The 20,967-nt window shown below is 35.1% G+C and carries 26 protein-coding genes, 1 tRNA gene and 5 pseudogenes; 10 read left to right on the top strand and 22 right to left on the bottom strand.

Annotated elements, in window-relative coordinates; genetic code table 11:
- Nucleotides 1–4: 4 nt before the first annotated feature.
- The 4 genes from ACK1JC_RS00280 to ACK1JC_RS00265 all read right to left on the bottom strand — a co-directional run bounded on the left by ACK1JC_RS00280 (nt 5) and on the right by ACK1JC_RS00265 (nt 3,550).
- Nucleotides 5–1,651: a GMC family oxidoreductase gene (locus ACK1JC_RS00280; RefSeq protein ID WP_409509855.1), complete on the bottom strand. Its 1,647-nt coding sequence runs from the start codon at nt 1,649–1,651 to the stop codon at nt 5–7.
- Nucleotides 1,652–1,875: 224 nt separating this feature from the next.
- Nucleotides 1,876–2,610: a class I SAM-dependent methyltransferase gene (locus tag ACK1JC_RS00275; protein ID WP_409509854.1), complete on the bottom strand. Its 735-nt coding sequence runs from the start codon at nt 2,608–2,610 to the stop codon at nt 1,876–1,878.
- Between the two features lie 239 nt (nt 2,611–2,849).
- A tRNA-Phe gene (locus ACK1JC_RS00270) sits at nt 2,850–2,925 on the bottom strand.
- 247 nt (nt 2,926–3,172) lie between these two features.
- Complete coding sequence (locus ACK1JC_RS00265; protein ID WP_409509853.1) at nt 3,173–3,550, bottom strand: GNAT family N-acetyltransferase; 378 nt, start codon at nt 3,548–3,550, stop codon at nt 3,173–3,175.
- A gap of 104 nt (nt 3,551–3,654) precedes the next feature.
- Between ACK1JC_RS00265 and hisB the strand changes: the two genes are divergently transcribed.
- From hisB to ACK1JC_RS00250, 3 genes are all read left to right on the top strand, one after another.
- Complete coding sequence (gene hisB, locus ACK1JC_RS00260) at nt 3,655–4,248, top strand: imidazoleglycerol-phosphate dehydratase HisB (protein ID WP_409509852.1); 594 nt, start codon at nt 3,655–3,657, stop codon at nt 4,246–4,248.
- On the top strand, nt 4,248–4,865 hold the full coding sequence (hisH, locus tag ACK1JC_RS00255; RefSeq protein WP_409509851.1) for an imidazole glycerol phosphate synthase subunit HisH: 618 nt from the start codon (nt 4,248–4,250) through the stop codon (nt 4,863–4,865). The genes hisB and hisH overlap by 1 nt, the downstream gene beginning before the upstream one ends.
- Nucleotides 4,866–5,022: 157 nt before the next feature.
- On the top strand, nt 5,023–5,547 hold the full coding sequence (locus ACK1JC_RS00250; protein WP_409509850.1) for a DUF805 domain-containing protein: 525 nt from the start codon (nt 5,023–5,025) through the stop codon (nt 5,545–5,547).
- A gap of 71 nt (nt 5,548–5,618) precedes the next feature.
- On the opposite strand, the gene ACK1JC_RS00245 is transcribed toward ACK1JC_RS00250, so the two are convergent.
- Together ACK1JC_RS00245 and ACK1JC_RS00240 are read right to left on the bottom strand one after the other, a co-directional pair.
- The gene (locus tag ACK1JC_RS00245; protein WP_409509849.1) at nt 5,619–6,032 is read right to left on the bottom strand and encodes a transcriptional regulator; all 414 of its coding nucleotides are present in this window, start codon (nt 6,030–6,032) and stop codon (nt 5,619–5,621) included.
- Nucleotides 6,033–6,340: 308 nt separating this feature from the next.
- Complete coding sequence (locus tag ACK1JC_RS00240; RefSeq protein WP_409509848.1) at nt 6,341–6,847, bottom strand: hypothetical protein; 507 nt, start codon at nt 6,845–6,847, stop codon at nt 6,341–6,343.
- Nucleotides 6,848–6,872: 25 nt separating this feature from the next.
- On the opposite strand from ACK1JC_RS00240, the pseudogene ACK1JC_RS00235 reads away from it, so the two are divergent.
- Nucleotides 6,873–7,156, top strand: a pseudogene (locus ACK1JC_RS00235) (IS1 family transposase); the annotation flags it as partial.
- 501 nt (nt 7,157–7,657) lie between these two features.
- On the opposite strand, the gene ACK1JC_RS00230 reads toward ACK1JC_RS00235, so the two are convergent.
- Together ACK1JC_RS00230 and ACK1JC_RS00225 are read right to left on the bottom strand one after the other, a co-directional pair.
- Nucleotides 7,658–8,215: a hypothetical protein gene (locus ACK1JC_RS00230; protein ID WP_409509847.1), complete on the bottom strand. Its 558-nt coding sequence runs from the start codon at nt 8,213–8,215 to the stop codon at nt 7,658–7,660.
- A gap of 43 nt (nt 8,216–8,258) precedes the next feature.
- On the bottom strand, nt 8,259–8,465 hold the full coding sequence (locus ACK1JC_RS00225; protein WP_409509846.1) for a hypothetical protein: 207 nt from the start codon (nt 8,463–8,465) through the stop codon (nt 8,259–8,261).
- Between the two features lie 293 nt (nt 8,466–8,758).
- Here ACK1JC_RS00225 and ACK1JC_RS00220 point away from each other — a divergent pair.
- Nucleotides 8,759–9,043 (top strand): annotated as a pseudogene (locus tag ACK1JC_RS00220) (hypothetical protein); the annotation flags it as partial.
- Nucleotides 9,044–9,162: 119 nt separating this feature from the next.
- On the opposite strand, the gene ACK1JC_RS00215 reads toward ACK1JC_RS00220, so the two are convergent.
- The 4 genes and pseudogenes from ACK1JC_RS00215 to ACK1JC_RS00200 all read right to left on the bottom strand — a co-directional run bounded on the left by ACK1JC_RS00215 (nt 9,163) and on the right by ACK1JC_RS00200 (nt 10,879).
- Nucleotides 9,163–9,525, bottom strand: a complete 363-nt coding sequence (locus tag ACK1JC_RS00215) for a lysozyme inhibitor LprI family protein (protein WP_409509845.1) — start codon at nt 9,523–9,525, stop codon at nt 9,163–9,165.
- Nucleotides 9,518–10,105, bottom strand: a pseudogene (locus tag ACK1JC_RS00210) (pesticin C-terminus-like muramidase); the annotation flags it as partial. The gene ACK1JC_RS00215 and the pseudogene ACK1JC_RS00210, both read right to left, overlap by 8 nt.
- A gap of 132 nt (nt 10,106–10,237) precedes the next feature.
- A pseudogene (locus ACK1JC_RS00205) lies at nt 10,238–10,573 on the bottom strand (PAAR domain-containing protein); the annotation flags it as partial.
- Nucleotides 10,574–10,588: 15 nt separating this feature from the next.
- A complete protein-coding gene (locus ACK1JC_RS00200) occupies nt 10,589–10,879 on the bottom strand; it encodes a hypothetical protein (RefSeq protein ID WP_409509844.1) in 291 nt (96 codons plus the stop codon).
- Nucleotides 10,880–11,187: 308 nt separating this feature from the next.
- Between ACK1JC_RS00200 and ACK1JC_RS00195 the strand changes: the two are divergent.
- Nucleotides 11,188–11,463, top strand: a pseudogene (locus ACK1JC_RS00195) (hypothetical protein); the annotation flags it as partial.
- Nucleotides 11,464–11,577: 114 nt separating this feature from the next.
- On the opposite strand, the gene ACK1JC_RS00190 reads toward ACK1JC_RS00195, so the two are convergent.
- The 5 genes from ACK1JC_RS00190 to ACK1JC_RS00170 form a co-directional block, all read right to left on the bottom strand.
- A complete protein-coding gene (locus ACK1JC_RS00190) occupies nt 11,578–11,841 on the bottom strand; it encodes a hypothetical protein (protein WP_409509843.1) in 264 nt (87 codons plus the stop codon).
- 84 nt (nt 11,842–11,925) lie between these two features.
- Nucleotides 11,926–12,324, bottom strand: a complete 399-nt coding sequence (locus ACK1JC_RS00185; protein ID WP_409509842.1) for a hypothetical protein — start codon at nt 12,322–12,324, stop codon at nt 11,926–11,928.
- Nucleotides 12,324–12,530 carry a hypothetical protein gene (locus tag ACK1JC_RS00180; protein WP_409510008.1) on the bottom strand — a complete coding sequence of 69 codons (207 nt, stop codon included), beginning with the start codon at nt 12,528–12,530 and terminating at the stop codon, nt 12,324–12,326. Before ACK1JC_RS00180 ends, ACK1JC_RS00185 begins: the two co-directional genes overlap by 1 nt.
- 95 nt (nt 12,531–12,625) lie before the next feature.
- Complete coding sequence (locus tag ACK1JC_RS00175; protein WP_409509841.1) at nt 12,626–13,126, bottom strand: hypothetical protein; 501 nt, start codon at nt 13,124–13,126, stop codon at nt 12,626–12,628.
- Between the two features lie 10 nt (nt 13,127–13,136).
- The gene (locus ACK1JC_RS00170) at nt 13,137–13,772 is read right to left on the bottom strand and encodes a hypothetical protein (RefSeq protein WP_409509840.1); all 636 of its coding nucleotides are present in this window, start codon (nt 13,770–13,772) and stop codon (nt 13,137–13,139) included.
- A gap of 63 nt (nt 13,773–13,835) precedes the next feature.
- Between ACK1JC_RS00170 and ACK1JC_RS00165 the strand changes: the two genes are divergently transcribed.
- The 3 genes from ACK1JC_RS00165 to ACK1JC_RS00155 all read left to right on the top strand — a co-directional run bounded on the left by ACK1JC_RS00165 (nt 13,836) and on the right by ACK1JC_RS00155 (nt 16,576).
- Nucleotides 13,836–14,408 carry a hypothetical protein gene (locus ACK1JC_RS00165; protein WP_409509839.1) on the top strand — a complete coding sequence of 191 codons (573 nt, stop codon included), beginning with the start codon at nt 13,836–13,838 and terminating at the stop codon, nt 14,406–14,408.
- A gap of 408 nt (nt 14,409–14,816) precedes the next feature.
- Entirely contained in the window at nt 14,817–15,548 is a 732-nt protein-coding gene (gene hisA, locus ACK1JC_RS00160; RefSeq protein ID WP_409509838.1) for a 1-(5-phosphoribosyl)-5-[(5-phosphoribosylamino)methylideneamino]imidazole-4-carboxamide isomerase, read from the top strand.
- 119 nt (nt 15,549–15,667) lie between these two features.
- Entirely contained in the window at nt 15,668–16,576 is a 909-nt protein-coding gene (locus ACK1JC_RS00155) for a DMT family transporter (protein ID WP_409509837.1), read from the top strand.
- 61 nt (nt 16,577–16,637) lie between these two features.
- Here ACK1JC_RS00155 and ACK1JC_RS00150 read toward each other — a convergent pair whose 3' ends face one another.
- Genes ACK1JC_RS00150 through ACK1JC_RS00135 form a run of 4 tightly spaced genes read right to left on the bottom strand, consistent with a single transcriptional unit; the run spans nt 16,638 to nt 18,981 of the window.
- Nucleotides 16,638–16,934, bottom strand: coding sequence for an antibiotic biosynthesis monooxygenase family protein (locus tag ACK1JC_RS00150; RefSeq protein ID WP_409509836.1), 297 nt, complete (start codon nt 16,932–16,934; stop codon nt 16,638–16,640).
- 15 nt (nt 16,935–16,949) lie between these two features.
- Entirely contained in the window at nt 16,950–17,327 is a 378-nt protein-coding gene (locus ACK1JC_RS00145) for a DUF4870 family protein (RefSeq protein WP_409509835.1), read from the bottom strand.
- Nucleotides 17,328–17,357: 30 nt separating this feature from the next.
- A complete protein-coding gene (locus tag ACK1JC_RS00140; protein ID WP_409509834.1) occupies nt 17,358–17,987 on the bottom strand; it encodes a DUF1294 domain-containing protein in 630 nt (209 codons plus the stop codon).
- A 43-nt stretch (nt 17,988–18,030) separates the two neighbouring features.
- Nucleotides 18,031–18,981, bottom strand: coding sequence for a homoserine kinase (locus ACK1JC_RS00135; protein WP_409509833.1), 951 nt, complete (start codon nt 18,979–18,981; stop codon nt 18,031–18,033).
- Between the two features lie 110 nt (nt 18,982–19,091).
- On the opposite strand from ACK1JC_RS00135, the gene hisF reads away from it, so the two are divergent.
- The gene (gene hisF / locus ACK1JC_RS00130; protein ID WP_409510007.1) at nt 19,092–19,853 is read left to right on the top strand and encodes an imidazole glycerol phosphate synthase subunit HisF; all 762 of its coding nucleotides are present in this window, start codon (nt 19,092–19,094) and stop codon (nt 19,851–19,853) included.
- 255 nt (nt 19,854–20,108) lie between these two features.
- On the opposite strand, the gene ACK1JC_RS00125 is transcribed toward hisF, so the two are convergent.
- Nucleotides 20,109–20,756, bottom strand: coding sequence for a sterol desaturase family protein (locus ACK1JC_RS00125; RefSeq protein WP_409509832.1), 648 nt, complete (start codon nt 20,754–20,756; stop codon nt 20,109–20,111).
- Nucleotides 20,757–20,967: the final 211 nt, after the last annotated feature.

The following is a 20,967-nucleotide window of genomic DNA, read 5'->3' as shown; positions in this document are numbered from 1 at the left end:
TCGCTTAAACCACCTCAACAACTTTTTCTTTTTTCTCGACAAATGCAACACTCGCTTGATCTTGACGAATCATATCCACCGCTTTCTCTGCAATCATAATTGCGGGCGCATTGGTATTACCATTCACCACAAAAGGCATAATCGAAGCATCGACTACACGTAAATTTTGCACCCCATAGACACGCAGTCGCGCATCTACAACTGCCATGTCATCAACACCCATCTTACAACTGCCTACAGGGTGATAGACCGTATCTGAGCGATCACGTAACACCTGACGAATATCTTCATCTGTCTGTACGTTAGAGGTAAATAAATCTTCCTTAATCATACTTTTAAATGCATTAGACTCCATCAATTGCTTGGTTATCTTATAGCCTTTGACCATTTCTTCTAAATCTGACTCATCACCATAAAAATCAGGATCAATGAGCAAAGGGTCATCAATACTCGGCCCACTCATTTTAATCGTGCCCCGACTTTTTGGATTTAATAAGCATACATGACAAGAAATACCGTGCCCTGTATGCATGGTACGAGCATGGTTATCGACAAGTGCGACCACAAAATGCAGTTGTAAATTTGGAAGCTTCTGTTCTATTGAACTTTTAATAAATCCACCACATTCCGCAAAATTGGTCGTGATCAAACCACGGCGTTCTTTTCGATAACGCCCAATTTGCTTGACCAAATCAATTGATCCCGGAATGGATAAACCAAAAGTGCCTTCAATTTGACTGACTTTATAGCCAAAAATAAAATCGGGATGATCATGGAAATTCTTTCCCACCCCAGGTAGATGCTTCTTCACAGCAATACCATGCTGAGTTAATTCATTTTGATCTCCCACACCTGAAAGCATCAAAATTTGTGGTGACTGCATAGCACCGGCACTGAGTAAAACTTCTCGGCGTGCACGAATCTGCTTTAATTGCCCATCTTTTTTATATTCAACACCAACAGCCACGTCATTTTCAATCAAAATTCGATGTGTTTGCGCATAAATTTCAACTGTTAAATTTGGACGCTCTAGATGTGGAAATAAATAAGCACGTGCGGAGCTACAACGCTCACCATTGATATGTGTGACTTGGTAAACACCTAAACCTTCTTGTTCTTCGCCATTAAAATCATCTAGGATTTTATAACCTTGCTCTTGAGCAGCTTGAATATATTTTTCTTGTAGCGGATTTTCGCTATGTAAATCAATAACAGATAAAGGACCGTCATTGCCATGATATTGGTTTTTTATACGTCCATTATTTTCAGATTTAATAAAATATGGCAAAACGTCATCATAAGACCAACCTTCGTTACCCAATGTCGCCCAACCATCATAATCTTGACGATGCCCTCGAATATAAATCATGGCATTAATCGCAGAAGAACCACCTAAACATTTTCCACGCGGTTGATAACCCTTACGACCATTCAAACCTTTTTGCGGTACGGTTTCAAAAGCCCAATTGTTGATTTTAGTGGGAATACTGATCACGGCTGCACAGGGCACTTCAACTTTCCACCCATCGCCACCACCGCCGGCTTCTAACAAACATACAGATACATTCGGATCTTCTGACAAACGTCCTGCCAAAACACAGCCTGAACTCCCACCACCAATGACAATATAATCAAATTCCTGTTGATTCATTTCATAGTCCTTTTCTTTCTATTTTAATAATTTTACTTTTTAAACCATCATTCACTGCAACCAAATACTGAAACATCTATTTATTTTAAACGCAACTCAGCTTATTATTTATACACAACTTTCAACTCGGACGCAGTATTTTTTATATCTGGCTTGAACCCATAAAGATGTAAATCAAAAACATCGTTAAATCTTATTTTTTTCTTTTCATAAAACTTTTTCTGCTACTTTTTTACTCGGCCCAAGCGTAAAAAGACAGGAAATGTGATTTCAAATTTTTGCTCTAAATCTTGTAAATATTCAGCTAAATCTAACAATGCATGTTCAGCATACTGATCTTGATAATTTTTTATTGCCGACCATGTACTCAAATACTTGAGTAATTGCGCTGCTGTCCACTGATAAGTCATTGAAAATTTAGGAACAGTAATCTCATCAAAATCAAATGGAATCGTTTGATACGCTTCATCAATATACCGACGCTCTGCATCCCAACAGCCAGCAAGTTTTTCATAATACAGTGCCTGAATCATCGTATTGACCTGCTGATCTTGAATCTCAAGTAAGCCATAACCCACTACAGCAAGCAAACCATTTACCTTTAATGTGCGCCTAACTTCTGCATAAAATTTTTCAAAATCGAACCAATGAATCGCTTGAGCAACGGTAATAAGATCAAAACTTTGATTGGTGAATATTGTCTGTTCAGCAATTTGAATTTGATAACTGACATTTTCAAAATAAGGGGCAGATTGTAATTGGCTCTCACTCAAATCAGTTGCCACAATCTGTTCAAAATATGGTACCAAAAGCTGAGTAAACTGCCCTGAACCTGCACCACAGTCCCATGCAAAACTATGTTCAGGCGTATGTTTTAAAATTTCATGAATCACACTATGCGGATAATCTGGGCGAGCTTGTTTGTAAAGTTGGCTATTCTGAGAAAATAAATCTTTCATATGCTTCATTCTTATTTTTCTATTTAAGAATAACTTTACACTGTTTTTCTCACAAGAGAATGCATCTTGTTCGACAATTTTTCAAACTCTTGTAATGCCAAGTCAATAGATAAGAAAAACTTAATTTTGTACTGAGCGTATACTAAAAATTGTTTGCGCGATAAACTCTAAATCATTAGTCATCGGATAATAACGAAAAAAATCCTGAACAAGTTTATTGTTCAGGATTTTTAAAAATATGGTGGCGAGACCCAGGATCGAACTGGGGACACACGGATTTTCAATCCGTTGCTCTACCTACTGAGCTATCACGCCGATGGGTCGTATTAAACAATCTAAGCCCGTACACGTCAAGTATTCAAATGCATTAATTTAATCAATAGTTTGTTTTTACATCAACTTTGCTCAAATAATGTATTATTCGGTGATATTTCACTCAACAAATTAGTGCTAGAACTACTTTTATAATACATGTATACGTCCTATGACCTTTGAGTACATATAAAAAAACAGCCTTTCGGCTGTTTTTTTCATGCATTTGATGAGAACAAGATTCTTAAAATTAAACTTTGCCCAAATGTGCCAAGCAACGGTGAATAGCACCACAGCCTGGTTCAAAAACTTTCACACCTTTTTCATCTTCTATACGACAGACTTCTTCAACCAAACGCTCTGCTACACCACGCCCTCGATTGGCAGGATGCACCACAATATTTTCAAGGACTTTACTTTCACCCTGACCAGTACACCAAAGTGCACCAATAATCTTTGTATTAAATTCTGCAGTATAAAGTAAGGTATACTGAGCTAAGTTTTGCTCAAGTTGTTCTACTGCATCTTTACCATCACCGAATTCAGGACTTGTGTCGTACAATCGCTCAAGCTGATTGCGAACTTCCTCATTTTCAAGCGAAGTTTTAGCATGTACGGTAATAGGCATTGATTAACCCTCCAGAGCAATCTAATATGCGGTGATTTTCGTCACCACGAAAAAACATTTTTACATCAAGGTTTTATTTTTGACGTCTTTTGAGGAACGTGTCCATGGCGCAACGTATCAGTGAAGTTGTAAGAAACACCAACGAGACTAAAATCCGAGTTCGTTTGAATTTGGATGGTACGGGTCAAGGCACCCTCAATACAGGTATTCCATTTTTAGACCATATGATTGATCAAATCAAGCGTCATGGCTTATTTGACATTGATATTGAGTGCGATGGCGATCTTGAAATTGATGATCACCATACTGTTGAAGACTGTGGAATTACCTTAGGTCAAGCATTTGCTCAAGCTTTGGGTGATAAAAAAGGCTTAAAACGCTACGGTCATTTTTATGCACCGCTCGATGAATCTTTAAGCCGTGTAGTGGTCGATTTATCGGGTCGTCCAGGTTTATTTATGGATATTCCATTCACTCGTGCCATGATTGGTCGTTTTGATGTCGATTTATTCTCAGAATTTTTCCAAGGTTTCGTCAATCACTCACTCATGACTGTACATATTGACAATTTGAAAGGTAAAAACAGCCATCACCAAATTGAAAGTGTATTTAAAGCCTTTGCTCGTGCACTTCGTATGGCATGTGAAATTGATCCACGTGCTGAAAATACTGTGGCATCAACAAAAGGATCTTTGTAATGACCCGTATTGCCCTTCTTGATTATGGCATGGGAAACCTACATTCTGCTGCCAAAGCACTTGAACATGTTGGCGCAACGGTTGATGTAACCAATGATCCAAAACTCATTGCCCAAGCTGATAAGATCGTATTTCCGGGTGTTGGTGCGATGCGTGACTGTATTCAAGGCATGCATGAAGCTGGTATTGATGAAGTTGTGCGCCATGCTGCATTCAATAAGCCTGTTTTAGCAATTTGCGTCGGTATGCAGGCATTGCTTGAAACTTCCGAAGAAAATGGCGGTACAAATGCGCTAGGCATCTTCAAAGGTGCTGTAAAGCATTTCCCTGATGTTGAAGGCTTAAAAGTGCCCCATATGGGTTGGAATCAGGTGCATCAAGCCGATCCATCACATCCAATGTGGAAAGACATTGAGCAAGATGCTCGCTTTTATTTTGTACATAGCTACTATGTTCAACCACAAGATCAAAGCCTAGTTGCAGCGACCTGTAATTATGCCTTAGATTTTTGTACTGCAATTCATAAAGAAAATTTATTTGCAACACAGTTCCACCCTGAGAAAAGTCATACGGCAGGATTACAGTTATTGAAAAACTTTGTGGAATGGAAAATATAATTTAGATTTCCTTCATATCTGAAAATCTATAATACAGAGATCAAGTAACTTCGGTTACTTGATCTTTTTTTATAGTTAGATAACATTATTTTGAAATAATCGTATTTTTATTTTCAAGATTAATTCCACATATCATTTAAAATAATAAAGAGTATTTATGAAAAATAGAAATAAAACAAATCAACCTTCTGCTTATGTTGCTGATGGTCGTTGTGGTCGTGCGACCTATATTGCTTGGAACTTCCTCATTACCTTAATCATGTTTGTCTGTTTTGCCATTGTGATTACAATCTATTGGAGCAGTATTAGCGTACTCATCACTATGAATGAAGCCACACCTGAAACAGCAGATCAAATTATAAATGCCATTGCTCCGATCAATGCTTTTGGATCGCTGATTAATTTTATTTTTATGTATTTTATGTTTGTTTTTTCCATTAAGCGTTTACATGATTTCAATAAATCAGGTTGGTTTTCCTTATTTAACCTCATCCCCATTGTAAATCTACTTTTTATCGCATGGCTCTCTATGAACATTGGTGATGAAGGCAAAAATGATTTCGGCTATCCACGCCCAACAAAAAAATGGGAATATATTCTTGCTTGGATCTCAATTATTTTCACTAGTCTAATTGGACTCAGTCTAATTGTCGCTTTAGTTCAAGTTTTTAAATTTTTATAAAAACTCATAAATCTAGCTATTTCGAATACAACTCCAAGATGGCCAAATCAATCTGAAATGTGATTACAACATCACTTTTCAGATTCATCACGCATGACAAAACCGCCTTCTATCGGTTGAACGCTAATTTTAATGTCGGCTTTTAAATTCAATGCCGCATAACGGTCTTTAATTTCACCCATAAGTTGCTCCATCGTTACATGACTCAAATCAAGCTCAGACTCAGCATAAGCTTTGGCAACCAGATCAGCTCGGCTATCTTGCTTTGTATCACTGCTTCTACGTTCTGTCATGCCTACAAGTTTGACCAACTCAACTAAACTTTGTGCACTCGAGGGTGTTGAGTTCTGTAGCCATTTACTCATGGTACCTTTTGAGGATTCCAAAACACTCACGAGATCAGATGCTTTAATATTTTTTTCTTGAATGAGTTGTTTTAGACGCTTAGCACCTTCAACAAATAAATCATCATCCTTATCTGACATAAAACAATCTCCATTTTTCAATGTGTTAAAACTATCATTTTTTCAGCAAAATTTGTTATAAACATTCTAATTCTTCATCGTGAATATTGCCTGTGTTAGCACTTAAAAATGAACTTCCCAATACAATACAGTGTATAGAAAAAATAATTTAATTGTATGCATATAAATTTCTATTAGCAAAGTAAGCATTAATGATTTCTTTTTGGGTGCATCATTAAGCATGGTGTAACCATTTTCTGCATTTATAAACATTCTAGTATCCATATTCCTACGATTCTGAACTCCTCTAGACCATATTTTAAACATACCTAATCAGTTAGTTTTATCTTAGAACAAATTTTTGATTTTTCTTTATTAGATAAATCAAAAATATATTTATCAACATAAAAATCAATATCTTTAGATAAATATGTGTTTATAAGAACCTTACAATTTTCAATTGCTCCATATGGCGATTCATTTATTCGACTACTGCTACTTATTCTTTGCAGAAATGGTTTGTTTTTCTTCAATAGAATTAATGTAGAAATATCAATATTTCCTCTATCTGAAAAATTTGTTGAAACTTCAACACTTTCTTCATTTATTTTTTTTAATTTAGCGTTGTCATAATATGAAATTTTATAATAATCAGTATTTCCTATTTTTAAACGATAAGCATTTTCTCCATACTTATCTGTATACTCAAACAGACATATTTTATTTTTTCCAACAGTAGAACAACTGTAATCTTTAGCTTTTGCCTCACAAGAAATTGAAATAAATAAGCCTATAAATATTAAAAAAAACTTATTTTTTATTTTTACATTGATCATACTTCATAACCTTTTTAAACTTGTCCAATTCTGGACTTTGGTAGGAAACAAAAAGAATAAACAATTAGGTATTCATTACACCCAAATCGCAAGTGATCATTGGTACAGTTTCATCACTGGTTTTAAAAACTGTAAACAAAGTATTGCTAAGTTTTTTACCGTAGGTATTGAAGGTAATAATTGTAAAATAAGGCATCGAATTAGGCGGGGTTTAGAAGAAGTTGTAATTTCTCAAAAAATGCCGGGGATTTTCTCAGGGGTACTAGCATCCAAAGCTTCGTTAATCTGACGCATGTGTTTTCATGTTAGACCTTTTACCTGATGGAGGGTTGTAGTCCCTTTCCTCTGTTAAATACCAATGAAAGTAAAGCACCTTGACAATATGGATGTAAATTAAGCAATTCGGGATAAATATCAACTACCCATTGTGTAACTATCAATTCATTGCGCTCTATGCCAGTACATTTGTTACCTTGGTCATCATTTTATTTTTGGCAATATTTCTATTTGTACCTAGTTTGGACGAGATTCAACAACGTAGATGGAACGTAAATAACCTCAAACAATACAGCCTTGATATATCAAAGTATGACAGACAAACCTGCGTCAAAGTTTTGACTAAAAAATGGGTATTGGGAAAATATGGATCACTATATGATTAACCCTAAATAATTTGAGGCGGTACTTTGAATAATAGCTAAAGCCAATTTTCAAAGCATCGGGCTTTAATCTATGCTGATTTTTTGCTTTTTTATATTATAAATAAATGTAGTTGTAAATTTATTTAAATTAAATCCAATGCCTATTACATCATTGTTTTTTTATAAAAAACCCTGAGTTATTTTTAATATTCAGTACACTTAAATCATTAGTTTCTAATAAACTTTGCACAGTCATATCAGAGCAGTATTCAAAATTTAATTTTTTAGTAGACTGACATGGCTTAATAAAGTTATTTAAAGCATTGTTCAACGCTTTTTCAGGGCTATTTTTTAATTTTAAATAATCAGAAAGAGTAATTTCTTTTTTATTTTGTAAATTTACTGTGTAATATTTTGAAAAATACCTTACTGTAGCATTACTTGTATTGTAATCAACCGAGAAACTTATAAAGTTGTTTAATTTATAAAGTTGTTCAAAGCTAATTTCTGTTGGGTAGGCATTATCCTTTGTATCAAAATTAACTTGAATAAAACTTTTAATAGAATTATTAAAATTAGTAAATTCTTTCAAGGGTATGGTTGGATAGTCACCAGTTAATTGATGATTATAAATAGGCTTTATTTCATTACTTTTTAATGGGGTTTCCAAATCTTTGGAAAAAGCCACAGAGGTGATTAAACTTAATAATATCGTCTTAATTATCATGATGCTTTCCAAAAAATCGTGTGTCCTGCTACTACTTTACCAACTATTTCCTCTTGCTTTTTACTACCTGTACAGATAACCCTCTGACTTTCCAAACATCAGAAGATGCTTTCAGTAAACCGCCCTGTTTTGTTTTAACCCCATTCGTAGCTAAATAATAAGTTGTATGAGGTTTATTATCGTAATAAAGCTGTTCAGCATTAAGAGTTTGTTCAATAGGTAATTCATTAAAAAAGATAGGACTAGTCATTTTTATATTCTTAAAATTATTGTGACAAAGTTAACATAAAAAGTAATTACGATAAAGTCGTACACAAACCATTTCCAATGAGAACCGAGCAAGTGCCTACGAGCAATTATCTGCTATAAAAGTTTTGCACCTCTCCGCCCTTTTCTATGATTATAAATTTTCTGTTGCGACTAAATGAAATTAACTGAGCAAGAACTCCGTAGAATATCCCCTAAAATGGGCAGTGGAAGATTTAGATGACTAATCCAAATGATAATTTAGATGTGCAACTTTATATTTTATAGGCGCATTAAAAATGCTGTATTCAGGAGTTAGAGAAAGCAATAAGCCGATTGAACTATCAATTCATTGCGCTCTATGTCAGTGCCTTTGTTACCTTGGTCATCATTTTATTTTTGGCAATATTTCTATTTGTACCTAGTTTGGACGAGATTCAACAACCTAGATCAGACGTTGCATGGCTAGAACAGAAAAACAGCTTAGACATCAAAAATTGTGATGGAAAAGCATGTGTAAGGATTATGAAAAATAACTGTCATGGAATAGACAAAGATTACTGTGTGATTGACACTAAATAATTTCAGGCGGTACTTTGCTCTGCTCTTGGTCACGACCAAATAAATACAGCAGTCACAAAGTTGCCCGACTTTGAAAAATGGCTTTAGCAATATTTCAAAGCATCGAGCTTCTATTCAAATTACTTATATTTTTTTAAGAATTTAATCCTTTCTTGTATCATTTCTGTAGAACATTCTAAGCTCTCTAAACGACCATTTGAGCCACTTTCTTCTTCAGAATAAATATTACAATTAGCTTCTTTTTTAGAAACCCAAGCCCTTTGCAAAGATTTTAATTCGCTTGCTTTAACTTTAGTAAGTTGCTTTATTTTGTGTTGATAAACAATATTTAAATTACTGTCGTACTTATCATATCTTTGTGCAGCACATTCAATCATTTCAATTTGATTTGGTTCTTTTAGGGAGCAAACTGAACTAATAGAATCAGCATAACAAGATGTTGTTAAAAGCAATAATATTCCAAATAATGGTTTTTTATTCATAACAATCACATTTCATTCCTTTTTCAAACCAATCCGCCTCACCACGTCTACGTGGAGGTAATCCAGGAGCTGAACCACCTTCCCAGAGATGAGCCATATCTCGTAAAGTATCAGGAATTGTTTCAATTTTACCACTTTTAAGGGCTTCACTAATCTGTCGCATATGTTTACGCGTTAGACCTTTTTTACCTGGTGGAGGGTCTTGTAATCCCTTTCCTCTGTTAAATACCAATGAAAGTAAAGCACCTTGACAATGTGGGTGTAAATTAAGCAATTCGGGATAAATATCAACAGCCCATTGCGAATATCGTTTTTTGACAAATAATGCCATTTGAATAGATGTATCCTTCGATATTTTAATATCTTGAATACCTGCTGTTGCATTCTGAGCTACAGTTCCTTTTAGACCCTGAACTTTAACTAATCTTTCAATTTGAGCTGGTGTATAGAATTGAGCTAAATCTTTTCTAATCTGCTCTTTAGTTTGTTGTCCTAGATCGTATCCGATTCCTAGTGTTACTCCACTATCTTTCATTGTTCCTTTACCCTTTCCAGGAACATAAGGAACAGGAATATTTCCTTCCCAAGCAACAATGGCATCCATAAGTTCTTGAGAAAGCTTAATTGTTCCTTTCGTTGTTTCAATTAAAATAATACCCTTTACAACACACTCAGGTGGACAAGGATCTTTCTTTTTATCATCTATCAAACGATTAACTAAATTTTGCTGTGAATTGACAGGTTGTAAATTTGAAGGAGCAGAGCTTCCCGAACTTCCGCCCCCTGCATCACCAACAACATGCGATTGTTGATATAATATTTTCGCTCCACAGGTCAAAGAATCCCCTACAAAAGCCACTGCCTTACCATCAAAAATGACATGATCATTGCTTTTAACAACGGTTGACCAACATTTACATTTAGGACAGAAATGCCCATCTCCTGCTGTGACAAAAGTATTGCCTTCTTGAGAACTTCTTAACTGTGTAGAAGGAATAATTCCACCGTGATCAGTCGGTGCATTGTGAATCGCAAAACCTTTCATAATCTCAGTCCTTAAAATTTAGTCATGACTAAGAAAATTCTTAGGTGTTGGTTGATCTTTAAAAATACGGATCGTGATTCCTGTAGCAGAACTATCCACAATTTCATCGCCATTTTCTAAACGACGACTAACAGATAACCCTCTAACTTTCCAAACATCCGAAGATGCTTTCACCAAACCACCCTGTTTTGTTTTAGCCCCATTCGTAGCTAAATGATAAATCGTATGAGGTTTATTATCGTAATAAAGCTGTTCAGCTTTAAGAGTTTGTTTAATAGGTAATTCATTAAAAAAGATAGGACTAGTCATTTTTATATTCTTGAAATTATTGTGACAAAGTTAACATAAAAATCAATTAAGAAAAAGTGATACACAAATCATTTCCAATAAGAACCGAGCAAATGCCTACGAGCAATTATCTGCTATAAAAGTTTTGCCCCTCTCCGCCTTTTTCTATGATTATAAATTTTCTGTTGCGACTAAATGAAATTAACTGAGCAAGAACTCCGTAGAACATCCCCTAAAATGGGTAGTAGAAGATTTAGATGACCAATCCAAATGATAATTTAGACGAGCAACTTTATATTTTATAGGCGCATGAAAAATGCTGTATTTAGGAGTTAGACAAAATAATTTACAAGCTCCGATTGAACTATCAATTCGTTACGCTCTATGCCAGTACCTTTGTTACCTTGGTCATCATTTTATTTTTGGCAATATTTCTATCTGTACCTAGTTTGGACGAGATTCAACAACCTAGATCAGACGTTGCATGGCTAGAACAGAAAAACAGCTTAGACATCAAAAATTGTGATGGAAAAGCATGTGTAAGGATTATGAAAAATAACTGTCATGGAATAGACAAAGATTACTGTGTGATTGACCCTAAATAATTTCAGGCGGTACTTTGCCCTGCTCTTGGTCACGACCAAATAAATATAACAGTCGCAAAGTTGCCCGACTTTGAAAAATGGCTTTAGCCATTTTTCAAAGCATCGAGCTATTTATTATTTTTTACATTCAGATAAATATTTTTCAATCATGAAATTAACAATATCCGTTTCTCCTCGAGCTTCTCTTGTTTTTTCCTTGTTATAAGTGCTCCATACTTCATCCCAATGATCTTTAATATAAGTAACCATACATTCTTTATACGGTTCTGGAGTGCTTTCATGAATGTGTATCAAGAATTTTTCTTGATGTTTAGCTTTTGAATTAGTACAACCGAATAATGAGATCATAAGGATTAGTCCTATGCTTAATTTTTTCATTTTTTATTGATATATCCTTCATCAATAGACATAGGTTCTCATTATTGAAATATAGATTTCAAAGTATCTATTTTATAGTTAAATTTAATAATTGCATTCAACTTCTTTACTCAGCATGAAGATAGATATTTTTTTTTCAACCAGTTCTTCTGTTGGAGAGGTTTCTCTAAAATCTAAATTTAATCTTATATTTGTTTTAAATAAAAAACCCCCCAATAAAGTCAATAATACCATTGTGGAAACAAATATAATCTTATTATTTATTTTTGATTTATAAAAAATTGTTAAATAAATAACAAACAATAATAGTAAATTTTTTAAAAACCCGTAACTAAAGAAATAATATTCTTTAAAACCATTTAACTGCATTAGCCAAACATCAAATATTCCAAAAGTTTTAAAAGGACAATATACATTAACAATAGAGAATGAAAATATTGTAATTAAGGATATAATTAAAACCAAATAAATTTTTCTAAACATTAGCTTTCTGCTCTAATCCCTATACCTATTGTTTGCGACTCATCCTTATCATTTCCTGCTGTAAATTTAAATTTACCGTCATACCATAAGAAAACTGAATCGCTTCCATCAGTAGACCCAGCATTAACACAACCATTTTTCACAAATATATCTCGAAAATCATCATAAGTAGTGGCTCCTCCAGTGCCATTTTCCTGAGCAACAATAATAACTTCTCCTGTTGCAGATACTCCTAACCCAGCTCTTCCACTTCTATTATCACCTGCATGAAGTGCAGCATATTTTGAATTACTTCTTTGTGTTAAATATTTTTATGTTGTGGTAAAGGTTCACCTTTTAGCACAGCACCAGTCAAAGTCTTATTATATGTATTACTTATTCCATATTTTAATCCATTAACAATTAAGGGACAAAGCCCACCTATTCCAGTATAAAATCCTTGCTTATTATTTAGATCTCCTTGCCCCATATACCAACTATAGTCTTGCTTTTGAGCAATGTAGAACATTAAAGGTGAACTACCACCATATAATTTACCAGTACCTAATAATACAAAACCTTGATTAATTGAATCTTTAGCTGGTACTGGATCATGACCAGCAACAACATCAATATATCCATCTCTTGTTAAGCTATACCAACATGCATTAATGCAGACTGTTAGTTTTGCTTTAGATTGTGCTCGAATTACAGTATCACTAAAAAACTCTTCTTCTTCACGAACTATAGGTACTAATCTAGACTTTCCTTTAATTTTTATAACATGGAACCCATTATCTATTCTATATTCAATATTAGACATTTTAAATCCTTTAATTTTTTGTTTTTAAATTCGTAATAATTTTTATTAAATATTCCTGACTTTTCAAATCCCAGTTTAAGTTTTCAATGTAATTTAATATATAATGATATCTAGATAAGCCTTGCATTATTACAATATCTGATCTTTTATTAGAAAATTGCTTTTTATGTTGTTCTGTTGCTTCATTTAATATGTTGAACTGCTCTGAAATTGAATCAACACCCTCTTCATTTGTATGAAATTGCCTTAAATTTTTTTCTAAATTTAAAGGTTCTCCGTTAATTTCAATATTTTTCACTTCTGGAATATTCTTAGGAGGAATAAAGTAGGCAACTCCATTTTCAGCAATCCAAACTTCTTTTAGTGGAGAACCATTAATCAATAACTTATCTGTTAAATTTATTTTTTTCCCATCTAAACGTTCTATTCGAGCAAGAATTCCCATTACAGGAAAATGAACATCAGGAGTTATTTTAGCTTTAGGAATTACATCACATGGAGGCAGTAAATGCTGTAGATGTGTAGCCTTTAGGCTAGCAACTGATGCTTCATTGAAAATATGTTGCCCTGCAAAAACTTTAAACTCCCCAGGTGTTTTTATAATTATACCATCAGAGGAAATAATAATTTGTGAACCACCAGCCATGACTATGCCATTTGTAATTATATAGATAGAATTTCTTTAGTATAACTTAATAATTTTATAAATATGACTTTTATTGTTACCATTCAACTTCAAGATAGTATTGTTATAGCAATCGACAACAAGGATCTTCTTTTAAAAGATAAAAAATTAGATGAATATCAAGAATATGAAGATTCAAAACTATATGCATGGCATAGTGGAATTATCACTGGTACAGGTGAACACTATGTCATTGATAAAGCCATTCGCCTCTTTATCAATAATGCTGAATCTGACCTTGAAAAGCTCCCTGCATGCTTGAATATTTCAAGACAAATTAGAGAGATGGAAGTTGGACAGCATGAACAAATTCAATTATCTAAAATTTTGTACTCCAGTTATAGTGAAAATGGAGCAAAACTTTTTGCAGTAGAATTAAATGAAGAGTCTGGTTTGTATCAAACCAGTGAATTTAAAGAAAATGACTTAATCATTTGGCTATTCAATCAAAATATTCAAAGCATTACAGAACATTTAAAAACTTTATATGCCAATCCTCGCCCCCGATCTTCATTCACTCGAGTCGAAGACTGGATTGATTATTATATTTCAGCCATTGCAAAAATATATGAAAAACAAAGTCATATTGATTCTTAGATGAGCAGTAGCTTTGATATATTTTTTCAAACTAAAGATCACTATTTTTATCAATACATTGAAAATAATAGAAACTTTATTTGAAATAAACGATTAATTATTTTAAATACTTTTAGAACCCTTGAAAGTATTGCTATCAGATGGTTTCATTTAAGATTAGCATATAAATGCTCTTATATAACCCAACAACAAATAGAATATGCAGATGCCTATGCTGCGCTTTTATTCTATCAAGAATTACACGCTAGAGGCTTAATTTAGCCACTACGATAGAAAAATTGGCTTCATGATTAGGAAAATTGGGCTTTCTTGGCAATAAAATCCATGACTAGCACTTAGAAATTGATCAATACTTTGCTAAGATTAGCGCCAATAAATTCCTTATGAAATTAGGCAAGGAGCGAAAGCATGCTGATCATCCCTGCAATTGACCTGAAAGATGGCAAATGTGTTCGTTTAAAACAAGGTCGTATGGAAGACGATACTGTATTTTCTGATGATCCTGTAGCCACTGCACAGCATTGGGTCAATGAAGGTGCACGCCGTCTACATCTTGTTGATTTAAATGGTGCTTTTGCAGGTACGCCTATTCATAAGCCTGTGGTTGAAGCGATCTGTAAAGCACAGCCTGAACTACCTATTCAAATTGGTGGCGGTATTCGTTCATTCGAAACTATTGAACACTACTTAGATGCAGGTGTGTCTTTTGTCATCATTGGTACAAAAGCAGTTCAAGACCCTGAATTTGTAGAAGAAGCATGTAAGAAATTTGCAGGTCATATCATTGTCGGTATTGATGCTATTAATGGCATGGTTGCAACCGATGGTTGGGCGAATGTTACAGATGTTAAAGCGACTGATCTTGCGAAACGTTTTGCAGATGCAGGCGTATCAAGCATTGTGTATACCGATATTGCCCGTGATGGCATGATGCAAGGTGTAAACGTTGAACAAACCGTTCATCTTGCTCAATATTCTGGTTTACCTGTGATTGCTTCAGGTGGCGTAACTAACCTAGATGACGTTCGCAACTTAAAAGGTCAACCCGGTATTTTAGGTGCGATTACTGGTCGTGCCATTTACGAAAACACTTTGAACTTACGTGAAGCACAATTACTTTTAGATACGCAGTCGCTTTAAGTCATTCCGTATTTAAACCCAAAAAGAGGTCGATATGACCTCTTTTTTCTTTGTGATAATGTTCTATTTTCATTGTTATCTAGCCTTATCATTTTACCGAAAGATTCATTTTAGCTCCCATGTCTATATTTTTAAGCCCTTGGATGCAATCCAAAGCACCTCAATTGGTTCTAATTTTTATTACCATTATTTGGGGTGGTAGTTTCCTAACGGTGCAATATGGTCTGAACTTTAGCAGCCCTATTTTATTTGTCGCTTTACGTTTTGCAGCGGCTGCCATTGCCGTGAGTATCATTTCATGGCGAAATTTAAAAGGCTTCAATTTAAAAGAAATTGTTGCAGGTGCGTGTATTGGTGCTGTCATTGCAATTGGCTATGGTACGCAAACCGTTGGGCTACAAACCATCAGTAGTAGTGAGTCTGCATTTCTAACTGCGCTTTATGTACCACTAGTACCTATTTTTGTTTGGATCATTTTTAAAACTAAAACCCATCTAATGACATGGCTCGGCGCAGGTTTGGCTTTTCTTGGCTTAGTATTTTTAACAGGAAATGGTTTTGGCTCTATTCAACTGAATGATGGGCAAATTTTGACACTACTTGGCTCAATTGCCATTGCCTTTGAGATTATATTGATCGGTCATTTTGCTGGTTCAGTGAATGTCCGCCGTGTAACCGTTCTGCAACTCATTTTTGCATCATTATTTTGTTTTTTACTTGCACCTTTCATTGGTGAAACACAATTACCCATGTTTGATTGGCGATTATTAATGGTTCTCATTGGGCTTGGCTGTGCGAGTGCAGGCATTCAACTGGCAATGAATTGGGCACAACGCGTAGTCGATCCGTCACAAGCTGCCATCATTTATGCAGGCGAACCTGTGTGGGCAGCAATCTTTGGGCGAATCGCAGGTGAGCGTTTACCGATAATTGCTTTATTTGGTGGTTTACTCGTGGTACTTGGTGTGATGGTCAGTGAGTGGAAGCCAAAATTTTTACAAAAAATGGAAAAAGAGATAAAGCCATAATGTTTTCAAAATGGCTTATGATCTCACTTGAAAATTTACGACAGATGTCTTTATGAGCACTTTATAAAAAATCACATGGCTTAAAATATTCAACATTCGGCATTGGATCATAAAAATGATGAAGCAATGCCTTCCATTCTAAATATGCCTCAGACTTTCTAAAGCCTTCTGTATGATGCTCAAGCGTATCCCAATGCACCTGTAAAATATAATGCTCTACATTCGTATGATGTTGCATGAGCTGTAACTGTTGGAAACCTGCGGCTTGCTGAATAATTTCTTTGGCAATATTAAATGCCTGTTCAAACGCAGCAGATTGCCCCACACTTACGTGTAAATGTACATGCTCAATAATCATGAAATATGAATCTCGTTAAGGAACAGGTTTATCTTCATTTAACACAATTAATCCACGTACAGCTCGGTAAACAATCCAAATCCAAGAAATAAAAATGACCGCTACACAAAAAGTAGTGCCAGCAAATGCAACACCCGCAAATGCATTTGGATTATCTAATGTCATGAACAAAAAGAAAAAAGGTACAAAGGCTAAGATATTCCAAATCAAATACCACCAAAAGGTACGAATTTGCCATTTAAAATGACTTTCATAAATCGTACCTCGGACTGAATCCAATTTAACGTAGTTAATAATCAATGCGATGACAGCCAAAATCCCTGCCGAAAAAATTGCAATCATATATAAAATATAAAGAATAAAAGTTAATGACTTACTGTTATTTGAATCCATATCTTTATCTCCAATCGCATTTCCAAAAGATTAAATTTTGAAGGTGTTTAAAGGTGAAACCAACCATACTATTAATAATAGATTTAGAAAAATTGTACAAAAGTAAATATTGCGAAACGGTTGTTTTTGCGTTTTATGTCGTAAACGTTGTTGTGCTAACCACGCAGATGGCCAACCACCCAAAAAGGATAAGATATGTAATGTATTTTCAGGTACACGGCGCTCACCTTGCTGAGCCGCTTCTTTATCTTGAGCATAAAACCAATACGTCATCGCATTGATAATAAAAACAAAGAGTAAAACTAGACTTGGCAATAAACCAGCAAAACTCAATCCTGCCAAAGCAATGATATAAATTACTGCCGCAATTTGCATAGGTTGTAATTTTTGTTTCTGTGCCGCAGCATAATTACTTTTAGACTGTGCAGATTTTTTCTTTGTTTGCGAAGCTTTTAAATACGTCACTTGCTTGGCTTGATAGCGTCCATGACCATCAAGCTGAACCACATATTCCAAAGCACAACCCTCGATTGGACGAGGACCGCGCTGTGCAAAGTCTTTAATATGTAAAAATACACGATCTTTGCTTGCATCATTGGGTTGAATAAAGCCGTAACCTTTATCATCAAACCATTCTACTAAACGTCCTTGATCGCGCATTTAAACCTCTTTATTCATAGACCTAAAACTAGGTGAAAAACCGTTAAGCTGTGACGAATTTTAATCGTTCAATCAGCATATTACGCATTTCTTTCGGATTTTTCTGCAAAATATCATCGCCAGTACGACCTTCGGCTTGATTAATTTGAGCCACTTGCAAACGCATCATCCAAAAACGCCCTGCAGCCATTGCCAAATACAACTCTAAACACGATTTTTCATCTGAAGTTAAAGGACGAATCATTTCATAAGCTTCAAGAAATGCTTGTGCTTTATCTTCATTCAACGTTACATCAGGATATTCAGTACAGAAATCATTGAGCGTAATCGCAATATCAAACAACAATTCATCTTGATTCATTTCATAAAAATCTAAAATACCTGTCAGTTCCTCCCCCTCAAACAAAGTATTGTCACGGAATAAATCTGAATGGATTAAACCTTTCGGTCGATCAGGATACATCACTGTCAAAACTTCATATAAACCCAATAAATTATTCAAAATAGTCTTATCGGAATCATCTAGTGTAGGCTTAATCTGACGTGCAACATTGTACCAATACGCATGATCACGCGCCTCAGCACGAACCAAAGGAAAGTTTTGTAATGCTACATGCATTTTAGCTTGAGCAATTGCAATCGCTTGTGTTTGCTCAAGTGATGCAGGCATCGGATGATCACCCAACATCCGAGGTGCAATTTGTGCAGGTTTTTGCTTTAATTCATGAATCGCTTTACCACTATGACTTAATGGTACAGGGACAGCCAAACCTTGCTGCCCAAGATGTTCAAGTACAGGAACCAACTCACCTGCGCCCTGTTCATCAAGGTTTTCAAATAAGGTCAAAACATACTGTTTTGCATCTGCACACACAATAAAATAGTTGGTGTTTTGAATACCGCCCTGAATCGGAATCAGATCATTCACCTCCAGTCCATAAGGTGCTGCGAAGTCCTGAACTTCCTTTAAACTCAAAGTGGTATAAACCGACATATAAAACCTGCGAAAAAACTTACATAAGTTTGATAGAATACCCTCTTGAGTTACCAAGGTGTAGCACCTATGTAGCTTAGTTTCATAATCGACTGTTATTTTTGGAAAAAATTATGCTCGCTAAACGTATTATTCCTTGCCTAGACGTAGATAACGGTCGTGTGGTGAAAGGCGTTCAATTTCTTGATATTCGTGATGCAGGCGATCCTGTTGAAGTTGCACGTCGCTACAATGAACAAGGCGCAGATGAAATTACCTTTTTAGACATTACCGCTACCTCAAATGGTCGTGATACGACGTATCGCACTGTAGAGCGTATGGCTGAAAGTGTTTTTGTTCCACTCACTGTCGGTGGTGGTGTACGTAAAGTTGAAGATATCCGTTTATTACTCAATGCAGGTGCAGACAAAGTCAGCATCAACTCCGCAGCAATTTATAATCCTGAATTTGTACAAGAAGCATCACAACGCTTTGGCGCACAATGTATTGTCGTTGCGATTGATGCGAAAAAAACTGGTGACAACAAATGGGAAATATTCACCCATGGCGGTCGTAAAGAAACAGGGATTGATGCAATTGAATGGGCTGTGAAAATGGCTGAATATGGAGCAGGCGAATTACTCGTAACCTCAATGGATGCCGATGGGACTAAAGCTGGCTACGATCTTGCGCTAATGCGTCAAATCAATGATCGAGTGACTATTCCAACAATTGCATCAGGTGGTGTAGGTAATTTACAACATTTAGCCGATGGTATTTTACATGGTGGTGCAGATGCCGTTTTAGCCGCGTCTATTTTCCACTTCGGTCAATATACCATTCCTGAAGCGAAACAATATCTTGCTGATCAAGGGATTGAGATGCGTCTATAATTTAAAAAATGCAGACCAAAGAGTGTAAAAATTACACTCTTTTTTACACTCAAAACAGCTAAAATAAAGATAAAAAAAAGGAGCCCTAAGACTCCCTATTAACTGAGAAAAGATAAGAAATACGCTTTCAAACCTTTAAAAAAAATAAACATTCACTTTTACTCGCAAATCCAATATATATCAGCCATATACCTAGATATTGACCAATTACGCCTATTTTTATGACAATACACGACAGTTTGTGATGTTTAAACTTTAAGATAAGGCATCGACACGATTATCCGCTTGAACTTCAGTTTCAAGCATTTTGATGTTTTCAGCCGCCAACATTTTTACAGGAAAATACTGTTCCACTGTTTTTGACAACCATTTTGCTACAGGTTTTGGTAAGGTTATTCCCAATGGATTTTGCTCTTTTAAATCTATTGAAGACACCACACGTGTTCCCATAATATAATCAAACCAAGGCTTGGTCACACACCAGTTGGCATCTTGATTTGAGTTCATATGATGATCATAGTGCCATGGAATCGTCTTTTTCGCCCAATCAGGTTCTAAATGTGAACGACGATGAATATAATAATAATTGCAGGCACAATAGACGGTTGAAAGTGCCATACCTTTTGAAACAGGTAAAAATGCTGTACCAAATGCTGCAACCACAACAGCTAAAGATATCACTTCATTTTTTGTACGCCAATTTGATAAACCTTCGACATAACCATCATCAAAAAAACTTTGCTTTCTCACTTCACGATGATGTTCCCAATGTGACTTCATACTATGTGGTACAGGGCTAAAACGTGGCTTTCCTGTACGATGCGTACCATGCAAAATATATTTATGTGCAAACCACTCAAAGCCATTGGCAATTACAATGCCGGCAATAAAACCTTTAATCATTATCAGCTCTCCTCTTTATATCACTCAATATACCCCTGCTAATTTGATGAATCTTGACCCTAAAAAACCGTTTCGTTGACAAATTGCGACAAATTGATTCAAATATTCTAAAAGATAATCTCAAACTCATTTAAAATGAGGGTTAGAACCCTACAACATCTGCTGAAAGGCTTGGAAATCATGTTTAAATTCTCTATAGTCAAGCGATATT

Source organism: Acinetobacter sp. TY2 (genome assembly GCF_046269225.1).
Classification (GTDB): domain Bacteria; phylum Pseudomonadota; class Gammaproteobacteria; order Pseudomonadales; family Moraxellaceae; genus Acinetobacter.
Note: the sequence above shows the minus strand (reverse complement) of the source record. Positions and strands in the feature narration are given on the sequence as shown.